16 protein-coding genes are annotated in these 17,044 nt (G+C 69.8%); 13 read left to right on the forward strand and 3 right to left on the reverse strand.

Annotation, left to right across the window (positions count from 1 at the left end; translation table 11 throughout):
• The first annotated feature begins 80 nt into the window (after positions 1 to 80).
• The 5 genes from G406_RS0105165 (at position 81) to hemC (ending at position 8,009) form a co-directional block, all read left to right on the forward strand.
• Entirely contained in the window at positions 81 to 776 is a 696-nt protein-coding gene (locus G406_RS0105165; RefSeq protein WP_028933002.1) for a cell division protein SepF, read from the forward strand.
• A gap of 237 nt (positions 777 to 1,013) precedes the next feature.
• Positions 1,014 to 1,883, forward strand: a complete 870-nt coding sequence (wag31, locus tag G406_RS0105170) for a DivIVA-like cell division protein Wag31 (RefSeq protein WP_028933003.1) — start codon at positions 1,014 to 1,016, stop codon at positions 1,881 to 1,883.
• Positions 1,884 to 1,950: 67 nt separating this feature from the next.
• Positions 1,951 to 3,570, forward strand: coding sequence for a hypothetical protein (locus tag G406_RS53665; RefSeq protein ID WP_051341655.1), 1,620 nt, complete (start codon positions 1,951 to 1,953; stop codon positions 3,568 to 3,570).
• 269 nt (positions 3,571 to 3,839) lie between these two features.
• Positions 3,840 to 7,031 carry an isoleucine--tRNA ligase gene (ileS, locus tag G406_RS0105180; protein WP_028933004.1) on the forward strand — a complete coding sequence of 1,064 codons (3,192 nt, stop codon included), beginning with the start codon at positions 3,840 to 3,842 and terminating at the stop codon, positions 7,029 to 7,031.
• A gap of 57 nt (positions 7,032 to 7,088) precedes the next feature.
• Positions 7,089 to 8,009 carry a hydroxymethylbilane synthase gene (hemC, locus tag G406_RS0105185; protein WP_028933005.1) on the forward strand — a complete coding sequence of 307 codons (921 nt, stop codon included), beginning with the start codon at positions 7,089 to 7,091 and terminating at the stop codon, positions 8,007 to 8,009.
• 34 nt (positions 8,010 to 8,043) lie between these two features.
• On the opposite strand, the gene G406_RS0105190 is transcribed toward hemC, so the two are convergent.
• Positions 8,044 to 8,349 carry a putative quinol monooxygenase gene (locus G406_RS0105190; protein WP_028933006.1) on the reverse strand — a complete coding sequence of 102 codons (306 nt, stop codon included), beginning with the start codon at positions 8,347 to 8,349 and terminating at the stop codon, positions 8,044 to 8,046.
• A gap of 64 nt (positions 8,350 to 8,413) precedes the next feature.
• Between G406_RS0105190 and G406_RS44730 the strand changes: the two genes are divergently transcribed.
• Positions 8,414 to 9,187, forward strand: a complete 774-nt coding sequence (locus tag G406_RS44730) for a class I SAM-dependent methyltransferase (RefSeq protein ID WP_037075156.1) — start codon at positions 8,414 to 8,416, stop codon at positions 9,185 to 9,187.
• A gap of 3 nt (positions 9,188 to 9,190) precedes the next feature.
• Here the strand turns inward: G406_RS44730 and G406_RS44735 are convergent, their stop codons facing one another.
• Positions 9,191 to 9,937, reverse strand: coding sequence for a CPBP family intramembrane glutamic endopeptidase (locus G406_RS44735; RefSeq protein WP_051341659.1), 747 nt, complete (start codon positions 9,935 to 9,937; stop codon positions 9,191 to 9,193).
• Positions 9,938 to 10,042: 105 nt separating this feature from the next.
• Here G406_RS44735 and G406_RS0105205 point away from each other — a divergent pair, with 105 nt between their 5' ends.
• The 3 genes from G406_RS0105205 (at position 10,043) to G406_RS0105215 (ending at position 12,682) form a co-directional block, all read left to right on the forward strand.
• On the forward strand, positions 10,043 to 11,176 hold the full coding sequence (locus G406_RS0105205) for an acyltransferase family protein (protein WP_028933007.1): 1,134 nt from the start codon (positions 10,043 to 10,045) through the stop codon (positions 11,174 to 11,176).
• Between the two features lie 143 nt (positions 11,177 to 11,319).
• A complete protein-coding gene (locus tag G406_RS44740) occupies positions 11,320 to 11,943 on the forward strand; it encodes an ArsR/SmtB family transcription factor (protein WP_051341661.1) in 624 nt (207 codons plus the stop codon).
• Positions 11,933 to 12,682: an SRPBCC family protein gene (locus G406_RS0105215; protein WP_028933008.1), complete on the forward strand. Its 750-nt coding sequence runs from the start codon at positions 11,933 to 11,935 to the stop codon at positions 12,680 to 12,682. The genes G406_RS44740 and G406_RS0105215 overlap by 11 nt, the downstream gene beginning before the upstream one ends.
• On the opposite strand, the gene G406_RS0105220 is transcribed toward G406_RS0105215, so the two are convergent.
• The gene (locus G406_RS0105220; RefSeq protein ID WP_051341663.1) at positions 12,673 to 13,188 is read right to left on the reverse strand and encodes a hypothetical protein; all 516 of its coding nucleotides are present in this window, start codon (positions 13,186 to 13,188) and stop codon (positions 12,673 to 12,675) included. The genes G406_RS0105215 and G406_RS0105220 overlap by 10 nt on opposite strands.
• A gap of 63 nt (positions 13,189 to 13,251) precedes the next feature.
• On the opposite strand from G406_RS0105220, the gene G406_RS0105225 reads away from it, so the two are divergent.
• From G406_RS0105225 to G406_RS0105240, 4 genes are all read left to right on the forward strand, one after another.
• Entirely contained in the window at positions 13,252 to 13,827 is a 576-nt protein-coding gene (locus G406_RS0105225; protein WP_037075321.1) for a TetR/AcrR family transcriptional regulator, read from the forward strand.
• A gap of 151 nt (positions 13,828 to 13,978) precedes the next feature.
• On the forward strand, positions 13,979 to 15,469 hold the full coding sequence (locus tag G406_RS0105230; protein WP_028933011.1) for a potassium/proton antiporter: 1,491 nt from the start codon (positions 13,979 to 13,981) through the stop codon (positions 15,467 to 15,469).
• 56 nt (positions 15,470 to 15,525) lie between these two features.
• Positions 15,526 to 16,122 (forward strand): signal peptidase II, encoded by a 597-nt coding sequence (gene lspA, locus G406_RS0105235; protein WP_084215782.1) that lies wholly within the window; start codon positions 15,526 to 15,528, stop codon positions 16,120 to 16,122.
• Positions 16,115 to 17,044, forward strand: a complete 930-nt coding sequence (locus tag G406_RS0105240) for an RluA family pseudouridine synthase (protein WP_028933013.1) — start codon at positions 16,115 to 16,117, stop codon at positions 17,042 to 17,044. Before lspA ends, G406_RS0105240 begins: the two co-directional genes overlap by 8 nt.

Below are 17,044 nucleotides of genomic sequence, written 5' to 3' on the forward strand. Positions count from 1 at the left end.
AAGACATTCATTCGGACTGGTGACCCGGTATTGATGCTGCCCGCGTGCTGGTCGCGGGTGTCGGGGAAGGAGGCGTCGCCATGAGCACGCTGTATCGGCTGAAGGCGTACTTCGGGATGGTGCCCGCCGAGGACATGGATGCCTACCTCGACTATGACCCTGCTTACGACGAATCCGGCTACTACGACGACCCGAGGGTCGACCCCGAGCCGAGGCGCGGGTACCCGGAGCCACGCACCGAGTACCAGCCGCCGGAACGGTACCGGCCCGAGGCGCGTGGTCCGGTGGAGCCGGCACCGAGCCCTGTCGTCCCGGCGTCCACCCGCCCGCTGGGCAGTCCTTCCGGGACGGCCGGCCACGGTGGGTCGGCGGGTGGGTCCAGTCGTTCACCGTTCGTTCACGGGGCGCTCGCGATGGACTCCGCGCCGGTGGAGGTGCCAAGGCCGTCGGTAGCGCCACCGCCGTCGGTGCAGGCGAGCGAGCCGAGGAGGGTCCCGCTGTCGCGGATCACGACGGTCCATCCGCGTAGCTACAACGAGGCGCGCACGATCGGCGAGCGCTACCGGGACGGCATCCCGGTGATCATGAATCTGACCGAGCTGGACGACGCCGCCGCCAAGCGGCTGGTGGACTTCGCGGCCGGACTGGCGTTCGCGCTGCGTGGATCCATCGACAAGGTCACCAGTCGGGTGTTCCTGCTCTCGCCGGACGGCGTTGACGTTTCGGCGGAAGATCGAAGAAAACTGGCTGAAGGCGGATTTTTCGGCCAAGATTGAGGTGTGCAGGTCGTCAGCCCGGTCGGTTCGTGGCTGCGCGGCCCGTTGGTGACAGAGAGTGAGATTCAAGGTATGGGTCGGACGCGCGGGGCTGGACTAGTGGATTATGGTTCTGTCGCTGGCCGTGTTCATACTGATGGCGTTCGTCGAACCGACCTGATGGACGATGCCCGACCCGAGGTTGCCAAGGATCTGAACAGGGCCTCGGCCGCCCAGAGGACTGCGTGAGGTGATCCGATGCCGCTGACCCCGGCCGACGTGCATAACGTCGCCTTCAGCAAGCCCCCGATCGGTAAGCGGGGGTACAACGAGGATGAGGTCGACGCTTTCCTCGACCTCGTCGAGACCGAGCTTGCAAAGCTCATCGAGGAGAACACCGAGCTGCGTGACCAGGTGAACGCCCTGGAAAGCCAGCTCAACAATGCTCAGAGTGACCTCTCCGAGGCGCGCGCCCAGGCTTCTCGTGCTCCCCAGCAGCGCCAGCGCTCGTCGGAGGAATCTCGTCAGACCATGACGATGGCCGCGGCGACCGCCGCCGTGCCGCCGCCCCCGGTCTCGGCTCCCCAGCCCATGATGGACCCCGCCGCTCTCGGTGGTGACCACCACGTTCAGGCCGCCAAGGTCCTCGGGCTCGCCCAGGAGATGGCTGACCGGCTCACCGCTGAGGCCAAGACCGAGGCCGACGGGATGCTCGGCGACGCGCGGACCAAGTCCGAGCAGCTGCTCTCCGAGTCGCGTGCCAAGGCCGACGGCCTGGTGAACGAGGCCAGGGTGCGCGCCGAGACGATGATCAATGACGCCCGTACCAGGGCGGAGACGATGGAACGTCAGTCCAGGGACAAGGCTGCTGCGCTGGTCGGGGAAGCCGAGCGCAAGCACACCGAGATCATGGGCGGCATCCAGCGCGAGAAGTCGGTTCTCGACAAGAAGATCGACGAGTTGCGTACGTTCGAGCGGGAATACCGCACCAGGCTGAAGACCTACCTCGAGTCCCAGCTGCGGGATCTGGCCGGGCGCGGCTCCGCCGCACCGTCCGACGGTCGTGTCAACCCCAACCAGGGTTACGCGGCCACCGGTTACGGCACTCGAGCCGACGCCGGTAGCTGAAACCCGCTTGGGTACCAACGACAACGGTGGTCGGCGTCGTGATGACGCCGCCATCTCGGAGTGAACCGTGTTGCTGCTGGTCCTGATATTCGTGCTCGCGGCCTTTGGGCTGCTGCTGGTCGCCCTGGTGACCGGTACAGCGGCTTGGGCCTGGATCTCGGTCGTGGTGAGTGTCGCCGCGGCCGGGATCCTGGTCTATGACTGGGCGCAACGTCGGGCCGCTGTGAAGACCGGGAGCGAGCGCGCTCCCATGGGGCAACCTCCGGTTCAACGGCCGGCCATGAACGAACCACCGACGACGGCGATTCCGGCGTACGGTGGTCAGAGCGGGCCGGCCGAACCTGCCACCGAGGTGTTTCCCGCACTGCGGCCCAACTACGTGGCAGGACCGCCTGACGCAGGCGCCGAGGCGACGTCTGTACTGGGCACGCCGTCCAGCTCCTCCGATCGACCGTCCGGCGCTGCGGCGTTTACCGGTGGTTCGAGCGATCAGCAGTCACAGAGCGTCACCTCCGGGTCGGGAGCGGCGAAGGACTCGAAGGCGTCACCGACCGGTTCGGGCGGGTTCGGCGACAGCGATCAGAAGGGCGTTGCGGCGGCAGCGGCGGCTGGCGCGGCTTTTGCCGCCTCGAAGGCCGCGGGCGGCTCCAAGGACTCCGACGCCAAGGACAAGCCGGCAACGCCGGTGGAGTCGAAGACGACGGCGTTGACGCCGAGTTCGTCCGGGCAACGTCCGGACGGCGGCGATCAGGGCAAGGACCAGGGCAAGCCGGGCGCGACCGAGGGTCGCGACGGTTCGGTGTCGCCGTGGCAGCCACGTACCGAGGAACGCGCTTCGGGCACGCCTGGGAAGCCTGGCGGCCAGCAGCGTCCGGGTGGCGCGGAGCAACCGCCGTCGCAGCGTCCGGGTTCGGGACAGCAGGGTGGTCAGCGGCCGGCGGCCGCGCAGCAGCCGTCGTTCTCCCAGACCCAGTCGCCTCCCAGACAGCGGGCCGGCGAGGCGCAGCAGCCGGCAGCCGGGTTCGGAACGGGTTCCGGACAGCAGGGCGGCCAGAAGGCCCCGAGTCAGTCGAAGCCCGCGCAGGCGCCGAGTGCACCGACCGGTGGTGCCGGTGCCGAGCGCACCACGGCGATCTCGGCAGCGGCGGTGGGTGCCGCTGGTGCCGCCGCTGCGGCGAAGGCGTCCTCGGACAAGTCCGGTCCGGACAAGAAGCCGGCCGACGCTCCCGCCGACAAGGCAGCGAGCACCGGTGCGGCGGCCGAGAAGAAGGACAAGCCGAGCGAGTCCAAGGCAGCGCCGAGTGCCGCCGCGATCGCCGACAGCGACCGGACGACCGCGATCCCGATCATGGGCGGACGACGTCCCGCGCAGGACAAGCCCGCCGGTGGTGTCGCCGGAGCGGAAGCCACCACGGCCATGACCCCGGTGCAGAACTCGGCGCCGGCCGAGCCGGCCGAGGAGAAAGCGGACGCCTCGGCGGCCGCGATCGTGGCCACGCTCGCGGACGAGGTGCTGGTCGTCGACGAGCAGCCGCTCTACCACGTGACCGGATGCCGGTCGCTGGCCGGGAGCGAAACGATTCCGCTGCCCGCGAAGGAAGCGGTGGAGTACGGGTTCGCCCCGTGCGGCCAGTGCACCCCGGTGCGGGTTCTGGCGGCGCGCAACCGCGCGTCGTCCTCCTCCTGACCGCTGGCGGTCAAGGCGCTGGACGACAGGGCTACCCTGGTAGTAGACAGACGTTGATCCGGCCATCACCGGGGAGTCTCCGGAAGAACGGACGGGTCGCCGGATAGGCGGCTCGTCCCAGTAGAACCGGACGGGTCCGGCCCGTCACAGCCGGATGGAAAGAAGTGGTCGTCGGCCTCGGCCGGCGGCAAGCGGGGTGGTACCGCGGGCCGGTCTCGGTTCGTCCCCGTGCGGAGCACTACATGGCTGCACGAGGAGTCGCACGAGCGATGGTTTACCCCAAGGTCGACGTCACCGCCCCGGACGGGCACGAGAGCGCCGCGTCGGTGCCCGCCCAGCCGTCCTTCCCGGTTCTGGAACGCTCGGTGCTGGCGGGCTGGGAAGCGGACCGGACGTTCCAGGCGTCCGTCGAGGCTCGTCCCGCCGGTGAGAACGGCACGAACGAGTTCGTCTTCTACGACGGCCCGCCGTTCGCCAACGGTCTGCCGCACTACGGCCACCTGCTGACCGGGTACGTCAAGGACGTCGTTCCGCGCTACCAGACGATGCGCGGGCGCCATGTCGAACGGCGCTTCGGCTGGGACACCCACGGCATGCCCGCCGAGATCGAGACCGAGCACCAGCTCGGTATCAAGCACAAGTCCGAGATCGAGGAGATGGGCATCGCGGCGTTCAACGACGCCTGCCGCTCGTCGGTGCTGCGCTACACCTCGGAATGGCGCGAGTACGTCACCCGCCAGGCCCGCTGGGTCGACTTCGACAACGACTACAAGACCCTTGACCTGACCTACATGGAAAGCGTCATCTGGGCGTTCAAACGCCTGTGGGACAAGGGCCTGGTCTACTCCGGTTTCCGGGTGCTCTGGTACTGCTGGCGGTGCGAGACACCGCTGTCGGCGACCGAGACGAAGATGGACGACGTCTACACCGACCGTCAGGACCCGGCGGTCACCGTCGGGCTGCCGATCGTCGCTCCGGGTACCGACCTCGACGGTGTGCAGCTGCTGATCTGGACGACCACACCGTGGACGCTGCCGTCCAACCTGGCCGTCGCGGTGCACCCCGAGGTCGACTACGTGGTCGTCAAGGCGGAGAGCGGACAGCGCTACCTGCTGGCGGAAGCCCGGGTCGCGCACTATGCACGTGAGCTGGGAGAGGAGCCCGAGGTCCTTCGGCGGCTGACCGGTACCGAGCTGCTCGGCACCCGGTACCTGCCGCCGTTCGACTTCTTCGCCGGCCGGCCCAATGCGCACCAGGTGCTGTCCGCCGACTACGTCACCACCGACGACGGCACCGGGCTCGTGCACATCGCCCCGGCGTTCGGTGAGGAGGACAAGGTCGTGACCGACGCGGCCGGCATCGACGTCGTCGTGCCGGTCGACGCGAAGGGTGAGTTCACCGCCGAGGTACCGACCTATGCCGGCGTGCACGTGTTCGAGGCGAACGCCAAGATCATCCGTGACCTGCGTGACGGGGCCGCACACGTGCAGGGTTCGCTGCTGCGCCACGAGACCTACAACCACCCGTACCCGCACTGCTGGCGGTGCGGCAGCCCGCTGATCCAGCGCGCGGTCGACGCCTGGTTCGTCAAGGTCACCGCGTTCCGGGACCGGATGGTCGAGCTCAACCAGCAGATCACCTGGGTGCCGGACGGTGTCAAGGACGGCCAGTTCGGCAAGTGGCTGGAGGGCGCGCGGGACTGGAACATCTCGCGCAACCGGTACTGGGGCAGCCCGGTCCCGGTGTGGCAGTCCGACGACCCGCGCTACCCGAGGACCGACGTGTACGGCTCGCTGGACGAGCTGGAGCGCGACTTCGGCGTCCGCCCGGCCGATCTGCACCGGCCGCACATCGACGATCTGACCCGGCCGAACCCGGACGACCCCACGGGGCAGTCCACCATGCGCCGGGTCCCCGAGGTACTGGACTGCTGGTTCGACTCCGGTTCGATGCCGTTCGCGCAGGTGCACTACCCCTTCGAGAACGCGGACTGGTTCGACCACCACTACCCGGGCGACTTCATCGTCGAGTACAACGGCCAGACCCGGGGCTGGTTCTACCTGTTGCACGTCCTGGCCACCGCGCTGTTCGACCGGCCCGCGTTCACCTCGTGCATCGCGCACGGCATCGTGCTGGGCGACGACGGCCTGAAGATGTCCAAGTCGAAGGGCAACTACCCGGACGTCAACGAGGTGTTCGACCGGGACGGCAGCGACGCGATGCGCTGGTTCCTGATGGCCTCGCCGATCCTGCGCGGTGGCAACCTGATCGTCACCGAGCAGGGCATCCGCGAGGGTGTCCGGCAGGCGATCCTGCCGCTGTGGAACACCTGGTACTTCCTGGCGCTGTACGCGAACGCCGCTGGCCGCGAGGGCCGGTTCCGCACGGACAGCACCCACGTCCTCGACCGCTACATGCTGGCAAAGACCGCGGAGCTGGTCGACGCGATGACCGAGGCGCAGGACCGCTACGCCATCGCGGACGCCTGCGCGATCCTGCGCGACCACGCCGAAGTGCTCACCAACTGGTACGTCCGGCGTTCCCGGGGCCGGTTCTGGGACGGCGACCAGGACGCGATCGACACGCTGCACACCGTGCTCGAGGTGACCTGCCGGGTCGCCGCGCCGCTGCTGCCCTTGACGACCGAGGTCATCTGGCGCGGGCTCACCGGCGGTCGTTCGGTCCACCTGGCCGACTGGCCGACGGCCGGTGAGGTGCCGCACGACGCCGAGCTGGTCGCCGGCATGGACCGGGTACGCCAGGTGGCGTCGGCCGCGCTGTCGCTGCGCAAGGCGAACAAGCTGCGGGTGCGGCTGCCGCTGAGCAGGCTGACCGTCGCCGCGCTGGACGCCGACGTGCTCGGGCCGTTCACCGACATCGTCGCCGACGAGGTCAACGTGCGTGAGGTGGTGTTGTCCACCGAGGTGCAGCGCTACGGCCGGTTCGAGCTGACGGTCAACGCCCGGGTGTGCGGGCCGAGGCTGGGTGGCGACGTCCAGAAGGTCATCCGCGCGGTCAAGGCGGGCGAATGGGACCAGGCGGCCGACGGGACCGTGACGGTCGCCGGTATCGAGCTGCTCGACGGCGAGTACAGCGAGCGGCTGGTGCCCGGTGAGGCGGTCGACGGCACGTCCACCGCGACGGCGGCGCTGCCGGCGAACTCCGGCCTGGTGGTGCTGGACACCGAGGTGACACCCGAGCTGGCCCTGGAGGGGCTCGCCAAGGACGTCGTGCGGCTCGTCCAGCAGGCACGGCGCGAGGCGGACCTGGACGTGTCCGACCGGATCGCGGTCACCCTGCGGGCGGCCGACGAGGTGCTCGACGCGGTTCGTGCGCACCAGGACTTCCTGGCCAACGAGGTACTGGCCGAGACGGTCACGTTCGCCGAGGTGTCCGAGCCGACGCTGGTCGGGACGGTCACCGGCGGGGCCGAGGTCAAGGTGCGGGTGACCGCCGTCTGAGCCTGGTTCTGGTTGATTTTCGTGTGGTCATATGCTTGAGAGGTGGTAGCAGGCGGCATGATCCGGATAGCGACACGGTCCAGCCCCATGGCGGTGGCCCAGGCGGAGGGTGTCGCCGCGGCGCTGGAAGCGCTGGATCCCGGCATCGGGGCCGAGCTGGTGAAGGTCACGACCGCCGGCGACCGATGGATGGGCGACCTCGCCAAGCTCGGTGGCAAGGGCGCGTTCATCAAGGAGATCGACTACGCGCTCCTGGAGGGGCGCGCCGATCTGGCGATGCACTGCCTCAAGGACGTGCCCGGCGACATCCCGGTCACCGACGGACTCGCGTTCGCCTGCTTCCTGCCGCGCGAGGACCTGCGGGACGCGGTGATCACGCGGTCCGGGGCTCCGCTGGCGGAGCTGCCGGAAGGCTCGATCGTCGGGACCAGCTCGGTGCGTCGGGCCGCGCAGCTGCGGGTGCACCACCCGCACCTGCGGGTCGAGCCGCTGCGGGGCAACGTCAACACCCGGCTGATGCGCCTGGACGAAGGCCACTTCGACGTGCTCATCGCCGCGGTCGCGGGCATGGAACGCGTCGAGCAGACCGACCGGATCACCGAGATCCTGCCGCTGGACGTCATGTGCCCGCCGATCGGTGCCGGCATCGTGACGTTGCAGTGCCGCTCGGACAACACCGAGCTGCTCGAGCTCTGCGCCCGGCTCAACGACGCCGAGACCACACGGCACGCGGAGGCGGAGCGGGCGATGCTGCACGCGTTGCAGGGACACTGCAACTCGCCCATCGCCGGCTACGCCACGACGGACGCGACCGGCAGGCTGAACCTGCACGGCAAGGTCTTCTCCCGTGACGGTTCGCAGTGGCTGGACTCGCACCATTGGGGCGTCGCCGAGGACCCGCAGGCCCTGGGCTTCTTCGTCGGCTCGGACCTGCTGCGCCAGGGTGCCAGGGCGATCATCGACGCCATCGCGCACTGACCGGTCCCGGAATGTAGCGACTCGCGGGCGGGTGTTACTCGGGGCTGCCCAGGCCGCCGGCGATGGTGAACTCGTGACCGGAGAACTCGCCGGTCAGCAGGGGCATCGCCTCGGCTATCGCCGCCTTCGTCGACTCCAGCCGCAGCGAGTCGTCGTGGGCCCGCTTCGACTCCCAGACCTCGGTGACGTAGATCAGGTCCGGATACTCCTCGTTGCGGCCGACCAGATAGGTGCGACATCCCAGGCCGCTCAGCGTCGACTGGTCGCGCAGCAACAGCTCGATCACCTCGTCCCGCTTGCCCGGTTTGGTCCGCATCGTCGCCACGAGTCCGTACGCCATGGTCGCACCGTACTGAACGCCGGGCGTCGATCACCGAGGCCGTGCCGCCACCTAAGCTGGACACATGCAGGACAGCCCGTCGGACCGTTGGCGCGAGATGCAGGAGGGGCGCGGGTTGCCGCCCGAGATCCTGGCGACCGCACCGGCGAACCCGTGGAAGCACGACCCTGCGCACTTCGGGGCGCCGGAGAAGCCGCACGACACCCCGTCCCGGGACGCCGCGCTGGCGCTGCTCGGTGAGCCGCCCACCCACCGGGGCCCGGTCACGGTGCTCGATGTCGGCTGCGGCGGAGGCAGTGCGTCGCTGGCCGTCGCCGAGCAGGCCGACCTGCTCGTGGGCGTCGACCACAACCCGGGCATGCTCGAGGTGTTCGCCGTCGACTGCGCCGCACGCGGCGTCGAGCACCGCGCGGTGCTGGGGGAGTGGCCCTCGATCGCCGACGAGGCGGGCATCGCCGACGTCGTGCTGTGCCACCACGTCGGCTACAACACCGTCGAGTTCGCCCCGTTCCTGGTGGCGCTCACCGCCGCCGCGAGGCGCGGCGTCGTGATGGAACTGACCGGGCAGCACCCGATGGCCTGGCTCGATCCGCTGTGGATCCGGTTCCACGACCTGCACCGGCCGGAGCCCGCCACCGCGGACGACGCGTTGGCGGTGTTCGAGGAGCTGGGCATCACGCCGACCGTGACGCGCTGGGAACGTCCGGCCCGGCTGCCGGAGGACCCGGTGTGGGTCGCCCGCAGGTTGTGCCTGCCCGCGGAGCGGGTCGACGAGGTCGCCGCCGCGCTCGCCGATCTCCGGCCGAGGCCGAGGACCACCGTCACCTTCAGCTGGTAGCGATCAGCCGCCGCTCATCAGCCACCAGGCGATGAGCACGCCCAACGAGTTGGTCGCGAGATGGGCCAGCGCGGGGGTGGCGACATGTCCGCTCCACCGTCGCCACAGCATCATCAGCATGCCGGCGGCGAACATCGACACGACCGCCAGACAGACCTGCGCGACCGTGCCCCAGCCGCCGACCGCCGCGCCCACCGCGGCGTTCGAGGCGCTCACCCCGAGCGAGGGCAGCACGTGCCACAGGCCGAACAGGACCGACGACACCAGCGCGCCACGCCACCACCCGCCGTTGCGATTGACCAGCGCGGGCAGCACGCCACGGAACGCCACCTCTTCCAGCAGCACCGTGCCGAACGGGATCCTGACCAGCGCGGCGAACAAGGCCGTCGCCAGCGGCCCGGCCGCCCTGCGGTCCATGAACGCTTCCCGGGTGAACGGCACCGCCAGCGCGACCAGGTAGATCGCGGCGATGATCGCCACGGCCAGCGCGCCCAGCACCAGGCCACGCCGGAGCCGCTCGGTGCCCAGCCCGATCGCCGACCAGCTCAGCCCGGCGCGATGGGCGATGATGACGAGCACCGCCGCCACCGTGAGGTTCCACGGTATGTAGGCCTGCGGCCACGCGTAGTTGCTGACGACGTTGGAGCCGACGAGAATCGCCACGACGACGCCGAGCACCAGCCGGTGGCGCGACGGCCCGAATACAGGTGACGCCGGCTCGGTGGGGTGATCGACTACGGTCGAGGGCACATGTCCATGGTGCGGCATCCGCCGCCGGATCGCTGGAGCGGGTGAGAAGAACTGACCGAGACGACCCCGAACCCGTCGGACGGAGTCCTCTTCCCCGTCCCGCCCTTGCATCCCTCGACCAGCGAAGACACTCCTGAAGACGTCGCCAGGGACGGCTACGTCGACTTCCTGCGCGCCTTCTCGATCCTGATCGTCGTGCTGTGGCACTGGGCCTTCACGATCCTGCAGTGGACCGACCAGGGGCCCTTCGCCACCAGTCCGCTCGGTTCGTTCTCCGGGCTGTGGGTGCTGACCTGGCTGTTCCAGGTGTTGCCACTGTTCTTCTACGTCGGCGGCTACGTCCACCTGAAGGCATGGCAGCGGGCGCGCGTGCGCGGCGAGCACCTCGGTCACTTCGTGTGGCGCAACCTGCGCAAACTCTCGGTGCCGGCGCTGCTGCTCGCCACGGTGTGGATCGTTCTGGGTAGCGTGCTCGGCTCGGTGTTCAACCTGACCTGGGTCGGACGGGCGGTCGTCCTGGTGATCAGCCCACTGTGGTTCATCGGGGTCTACCTGTTGCTCATCGCGCTGATACCGGTGTGGTTCGCGCTGCAACGACGGTTCGGGCCGGTCGCGTTCGTCTGGATGGTCGGGCTCACGATCGTGCTCGACATCGCCCGGTTCCGGTACCACCACGACGGCATCGCCTACCTGAACATGGTCCTGGTCTGGGGAGTCGCCTTCCAGGCGGGTTTCTACTACGAAGCGGTCGTGCGCGCCTCCCGCAAGATCGATGCGGCGTTGCTGTGGGCCGGGCTGTTCGGCCTCGTAGGGCTCGTCGGGTCCGGTCTGTACCCCGGGTCGATGGTCGGGGTCCCGGGCGAGGCGTCCAACATGGCCCCGCCGACGCTGTGCATCGTGGCGCTGCTGACGTTTCAGATCGGGGTCGCCGAGATGGGCCGCCCCGCGATGGTCCGGTGGCTGGCCCGGCCGCGACCGCACCGCGTCGTCGAGGTGATCAACCGGTTCGCGCTGCCGGTCTTCCTGTTCCACACGACCGGCATGGCGATCGGTCGCGGCATCATCTACTTCGTCAACGGGAAGCTGGGCGAACACACCGACCCCGACCTGTCCTGGTGGCTGCAGCGCCCCCTGTACATCGGGGTGTCCCTGGCCTGCACCCTGCCGGTGATCTGGCTGTTCGGCCGCTACGCGCGACGCCACCCGACCCCCCTGGCCCCGAGCGTCCGCCCCGCCTGACTCGACTCCCGGTGGGTTTCCATGATCACCACCGCCTGACGGCTGTTTCGCGGCCTGAGATCAGCCCTCACACGGTGGTGATCATGGAGGTGGACGGGTCGAGGCGCCTTGACAATTTTTATTGTCGGTAGGAGGGTGGGGGTGTGCTCGAGGTCGCGGTGATCGATGATGCGGGTGCGGCGGAGGCGTCGCTGGACCCGATTCGTGCCCGGCTGCTCGCGGAGCTGACCTCGCCGGCCTCGGCCACCCAGCTCGCGGCGGCGGTGGGATTAGCGCGGCAGAAGGTCAACTACCACCTGCGCGCGCTCGAACGGCACGGGCTCGTCGAGCTGGTGGAGGAGCGGCGCAAGGGCAACATGACCGAACGGGTACTGCGGGCCACGGCGCGATCCTATGTGATCTCACCGGCCACGCTCGGGTCGATGCAGCCCGATCCGGGACGTGCTCCCGACCAGCTTTCCGCGAGGTGGCTGCTCGCTCTCGCGGCCAAGCTGGTGCGTGACGTGGGGGAGCTCATCGCGGGTGCCACCAGGGCGGGCAAGCGTGTCGGGACGTTCGCGGTGGACGGGGAGATTCGCTTCGCCTCGGCCGCCGACCGGGCCGCGTTCGCGGAGGAACTCGCCCGGTCGATCACTGTGCTGACCGCCAAGTACCACGACGAGGCCGCGCCGGGCGGGCGTCGCTACCGGCTGATCGCCGCGCTCCATCCCGACATTCCCGACCAACCGCCCGTCTCCGATGTGGAGGAGCCCCGACATGCCCCGTGAGTTCGAGATTCGCAAAGAGATCGAGATCGACGCGACCCCCGAGCAGATCTGGCAGGCGATCGCCACCGGACCCGGCATCACCGCATGGTTCATGCCGCACGAGGTGGAGCCGGGTGAGGGCGGCACGGTGCGGCTCACCGTCGAAGGACACGAAGAGGACTCGGTGATCACCGCGTGGGAGCCGGGTAAACACCTGGCGTACCGGGGGAACGTGGCCGAGGACGGCACGGTGCACGCGATGGAGTACCTGATCGAGGGTCGGGACGGCGCGAGCGCCGTGCTGCGTTTCGTGCACAGCGGCGTGTTCGGCGACGGCTGGGACGACGAGTACGAGGCGTCGATGGCCGGCGGCTGGGACATGTACCTGCACACCCTCGGTCAGTACGTCACCTACTTCCTCGGCAGGCCCGTCACGTTCGTCAACGCCAACGGACCGGACGCCTCCGCTGATGGGACGGCCTGGGTGGTGCTTCAGGCCGGGCTGGGGATCGACGGGACTCCTGAGCTGGGAGACTCGGTGCACCTGGCTCCCAACGGACTGCCCCCGGTCGACGGCGTCGTCGACTACGTGGGGCCTTCGTTCCTCGGCGTCCGTGCCTCGGAGGGTCTGTACCGGTTCCACGGCCTCGCCGACCTCGGGCTGCCGGTGGCGATCGGGCACCACCTGTACGTCGAAGGGCTGGACCGGGAGGCGCTGGAGCGGGACTGGTCCGGCTGGCTGGCGGCCCTCTACGTCTGACTCGGCGACCGGCTGGTGTCACCCTCGCGCAGGGCGCACCTGCCCAGTCGGACCCACGTACTCCGGGTCGCCTGACGGGCCGGTGGGTCACCGACCGCGGCACCGGCGTTGTCGAGCAGCTCCTCCAGCACACAGTCGTGCATCCAGCGGATCATGAGCGTCCAGGCGAGCCGGCCCGCGACGCCGACGGGCGTGCCCATCAGAACGTGGCGCAGGATCGCGGTGTCCGGCCGTGATCCGGGAAGCACCTCCAGCGCGTGCGTTCCGTCCAGCGGAGTGGGCGGTGTGAACGTGAACTCCACGCGCCTGCCCGGCTCGTATTCGGTGACCCGGTAGCGGATGTCGCCGTGCCCGCCGTCCGAGCCGACGGCCAGGGGTTGGGTGAGGACCATCGGCGTCCAGCCGCGAGGCCACAACCGGTCGTTCGGTCCGCCCATCTCGTCGAGCAGCTCGCTGAGTCGCGCCTCGGTTGCGCGGAACTCTCTCTGGTGAACGTTGTGGATCACGATGCTCCACTCTCCGTACGGTGCCGTATGGGGGATTCACCGTACGGTACCGTACGGAGGGTGGTGAAGGAATCGGTTAATCGCAGGCTCAGCCGCGACGACTGGACAGCCGAGGCGCTGAAGGTGCTCGGCGAGGGCGGGCTCGCGGCGGTGGCGATCGAACCGATCGCGGCGCGGCTCGGCGCGACCAAGGGAAGCGGTTACTGGCACTTCCGAGGCCGGCCCGATCTCGTCGCGGCCACGCTCGAACGCTGGGAGGCCGTGCACACCGACGCGATCATCGAGCAGGCGGAGCGGGGCGCCGACCCGGACGAACGGCTGCGTGAGTTGTTCAGGGTCGTACTCGGCCGGCCCGGCCCGTACACCGTGGAGCTGGCGCTGCTCGCCTCGGCGGACGACCCGCTGGTGGCGCCGACGGTGCAACGGGTGACCCGGCGCCGCATCGACTACCTGAGGAGTCTGTTCGCCGAGCTGGGGCTGGATCCGGTGCAGGCGCAGCGGCGTGCGCTCCTGGCCTACACGACCTACCTCGGCCACGCCCAGCTCACCAGGACCGACCCGGCCGCGGTGCCGACGGACGGCCGGGAGCGGCACGAGTACCTGGACTCCTTGCTGGTCACGCTGATCGCCGGACGGTGATCCCCGGGTGACGCCCACGAGTGCGCCGAACGACATCCGTGGCACGGCAGGTGCACCGCGTCGCGCGACGAGCGGCGACCCGGGCGCGGCCCGTGATCACCGTTGCGGTGGAATGGAGACGGCGGATACCCGAGGAGACAAGGGGGATACGGTGAACGTCTCCCCTGAAACCGTGCTCGGCGTCGGCTCGGCGATCGTGCTGCTCAGCGTGGTTGCGGTGCGTGCCTCGGTCCGTCTGGGGCTGCCCTCGCTGTTGCTCTACCTCGGGATCGGGGTGCTGCTTGGCGAGTCCGTTCTCGGGTTCCAGTTCTCCAACGCCCAGCTGACCGAGTCGCTCGGGCTCGCGGCACTGGTGCTGATCCTCGCCGAAGGTGGCCTGACCACCCGGTGGTCGGACGTCCGCCCGGCGCTCACGGTCGGTATCTCACTGTCGACCGTGGCGGTCGCGGTCAGCATCGGGGTCGCGGCGACGGCACTGCACCTGTTGCTGGGACTGGACTGGCGGACGGCGTTCCTGTGGGGTGCCGTGCTGTCCTCGACCGACGCGGCCGCGGTGTTCAGCGTCCTGCGCGGTGTCGGGGTCCGCAGGCGGCTGGCCGGCGCGTTGGAGCTGGAATCCGGACTCAACGACGCGCCGGTCGTCATCGCGGTGGTGCTGCTCGCTGCACCCGAGCCGCTGCAGTGGTGGAGCCCGGCCCTGGTGGTCTACGAGCTGGCCGTGGGTGGTGCCGTCGGCGCCGTGCTGGGGTTCGGCGGAGCGTGGGCCCTGCGGCGCGCGGCGTTGCCCTCCACCGGTCTGTATCCCCTCGCCACGCTGTCGGTGTGCATCCTGGGATACGCGGCGGGCCAGTCGCTGCACGCCTCGGGCTTCCTCGCCACCTACGTGGCGGCGCTCATCCTGGGCAACTCCCAGCTGCCACACCGGGCCGGTGTGCTGTCCTTCGCCGAGGGCACCGGGTGGCTGGCGCAGATCGGGTTGTTCGTCCTGCTCGGGCTCTATGCCTCGCCCAGCGCGCTGATCGGCGCGGTGATCCCGGCGCTGGTCGCGGGGCTGGTGCTGTTGCTACTGGCCAGACCTCTGTCGATCATCGTGTCGATGCTGCCGTTCCGGCTGTCGTGGCGGGAGCAGGCGTTCCTGTCCTGGTCCGGCCTGCGCGGCGCGGTCCCCATCGTGCTGGCCCTGATCCCGCTGACCCGTAACCCGGACAGCCTCGCGGCACGCCAGCTGGTGGACGTCGTGCTCGTACTGGTGGTTCTGCTGACCCTGCTGCAGGGCACGACGCTGCCCTGGGTGGCCAGGTTGCTGGGCGTGTCCAGAGCCGGCGAGCCCACGGAGATTCAGGTGGACGCGGCGCCACTGGAGGAGCTGTCCGCCGACCTGCTGCAGGTCCGGGTGCCGGTCGGCTCCAAACTGCACGGCGTCTACCTGCGTGAACTACGGCTTCCGTCGGGCTCCTCGGTCAGCCTGGTGGTGCGGGACGGCGCGGGCTTCACCCCGATCCCGGAGACCCGGCTGCAGGAACGCGACCAGCTCCTGGTGGTGACGACGGCCGAGGTCAGGAGCCGGGCGGAGCAGCGGATCCGCGCGGTCGACCGGGCCGGTCGACTGGCCAGGTGGCGCGGGGAGACCGGGGCCCGCTGAGAGCGCTTGCGCCTCCCGGGCTCCGAGTGACGGCGTGCGTCGTAGAGAATCGGGGCATGACACTCCCGTCCGACCCCGAGGCCAAGGGGGACCCGGTGATGGATCCCGAGGCCGATGAACCCGAGAACGGGAGTCCCGCGTACCCACTGCGGCTGCTGACCCTGGTGGTTGTCGCCGCGGCGGTCTGGGGGATCGACCTCAAGACCAAGATGCTCGCGGTGGACCACCTGGAGTGGCAGCCGCCGTGGCGCGTGCTCGACGGGCTGGTCTACCTGCAGCTGGTCCGCAATCCGGGTGCCGCCTTCGGCATGGCGACCGGGATGACCTGGCTGCTCACGCTCATCGCGCTCGGTGTGGTGGTCGCGATCATCCGGCTGTCCGGCCGGTTGCGGTCGCGGGCCTGGGCCGTCGCGCTCGGCCTGGTCCTCGGTGGCGCGCTGGGCAACCTGTCCGACCGGCTGTTCCGCTACCCGGGGATCTTCCGGGGCTGGGTGGTCGACATGATCTCGGTGTTCGCACCGGACGGACAGAAGTGGCCGGTGTTCAACGCGGCGGACTCGGCGATCTGCACCGGGGGCGCGCTGCTCGTGGTGCTCGCGCTGATCGGCCTCGAACTGGACGGGACACGAGCGTCACGGGGCGACGATGAGTGACCAGAGAACCCTGCCGGTGCCCGACGGACTGGACGGGATGCGCGTCGACGCCGGGCTGTCCCGGATGCTCGGCCTGTCCCGCACCGTGGTCGCCGGTCTCACCGAGAACGGGCACGTCCGGGCGGACGGGCACGCGCTGACCAAGTCGGATCGCCTGGTCGCGGGCACCTGGCTGGAGGTGACCCTGCCGACGCCGGAACGTGCCCCGTCGAGCGAGGTCCCGAGGGTCGTGGACGGGCTGAACCGGCTCTACGAGGACGACGACATCGTTCTGGTGGACAAACCGGTCGGCGTCGCGGCGCACGGCAGCCCCGGCTGGACCGGTCCGACCGTCACCGCCGGTCTGGCGGCCATGGGCGTGCGGCTGTCGACCTCGGGCGCCGAGGAGCGGCAGGGCATCGTGCACCGCCTCGACGCCGGTACCACCGGGATCATGGTCGTGGCGAAGTCGGAGCGGGCCTACAGCGCGCTGAAGTGGGCGTTCAAGCAGCGTGAGGTGAGCAAGCGCTACCACGCCGTCGTGCAGGGCCATCCCGACCCGACGAGGGGCACCGTCGACGCACCCATCGACCGGCACCCCAAGCATGACTGGCGCTTCGCGGTGGTGGCCGGCGGGCGGCCCAGCGTCACCCACTACGACACGGTCGAGGCGTTCCCCGCGGCCACGCTGCTCGACATCACCCTGGAGACCGGTAGGACGCACCAGATCCGGGTGCACATGTCCGCGCTGCGCCACCCGTGCGTCGGGGACCTCAGCTACGGGGCGGATCCCACGCTCACCACGAAGCTCGGGCTCGGCCGTCAATGGCTGCACGCCCGTCAGCTCGGGTTCGCCCACCCCGGCGACGGGCAGTGGGTGGAGTTCACCAGCCCTTACCCCGACGACCTGCGGCACGCACTGGACGTGCTGCGCGCCGAGTGA

Source organism: Actinospineispora spinosispora DSM 44797 (genome assembly GCF_000429025.1).
In the GTDB taxonomy this organism is placed as follows: Bacteria; Actinomycetota; Actinomycetes; order Mycobacteriales; family Pseudonocardiaceae; genus Pseudonocardia; species Pseudonocardia spinosispora.

Coding starts and splice junctions, on each gene's coding strand:
- G406_RS0105165 (WP_028933002.1), top strand. CDS start 81: ATGAGCACGCTGTATCGGCTGAAGGCGTACTTCGGGATGGTGCCCGCC.
- wag31 (WP_028933003.1), top strand. CDS start 1,014: ATGCCGCTGACCCCGGCCGACGTGCATAACGTCGCCTTCAGCAAGCCC.
- ileS (WP_028933004.1), top strand. CDS start 3,840: ATGGTTTACCCCAAGGTCGACGTCACCGCCCCGGACGGGCACGAGAGC.
- hemC (WP_028933005.1), top strand. CDS start 7,089: ATGATCCGGATAGCGACACGGTCCAGCCCCATGGCGGTGGCCCAGGCG.
- G406_RS0105190 (WP_028933006.1), bottom strand. CDS start 8,349: ATGGCGTACGGACTCGTGGCGACGATGCGGACCAAACCGGGCAAGCGG.
- G406_RS44730 (WP_037075156.1), top strand. CDS start 8,414: ATGCAGGACAGCCCGTCGGACCGTTGGCGCGAGATGCAGGAGGGGCGC.
- G406_RS0105215 (WP_028933008.1), top strand. CDS start 11,933: ATGCCCCGTGAGTTCGAGATTCGCAAAGAGATCGAGATCGACGCGACC.
- lspA (WP_084215782.1), top strand. CDS start 15,526: ATGACACTCCCGTCCGACCCCGAGGCCAAGGGGGACCCGGTGATGGAT.
- G406_RS0105240 (WP_028933013.1), top strand. CDS start 16,115: ATGAGTGACCAGAGAACCCTGCCGGTGCCCGACGGACTGGACGGGATG.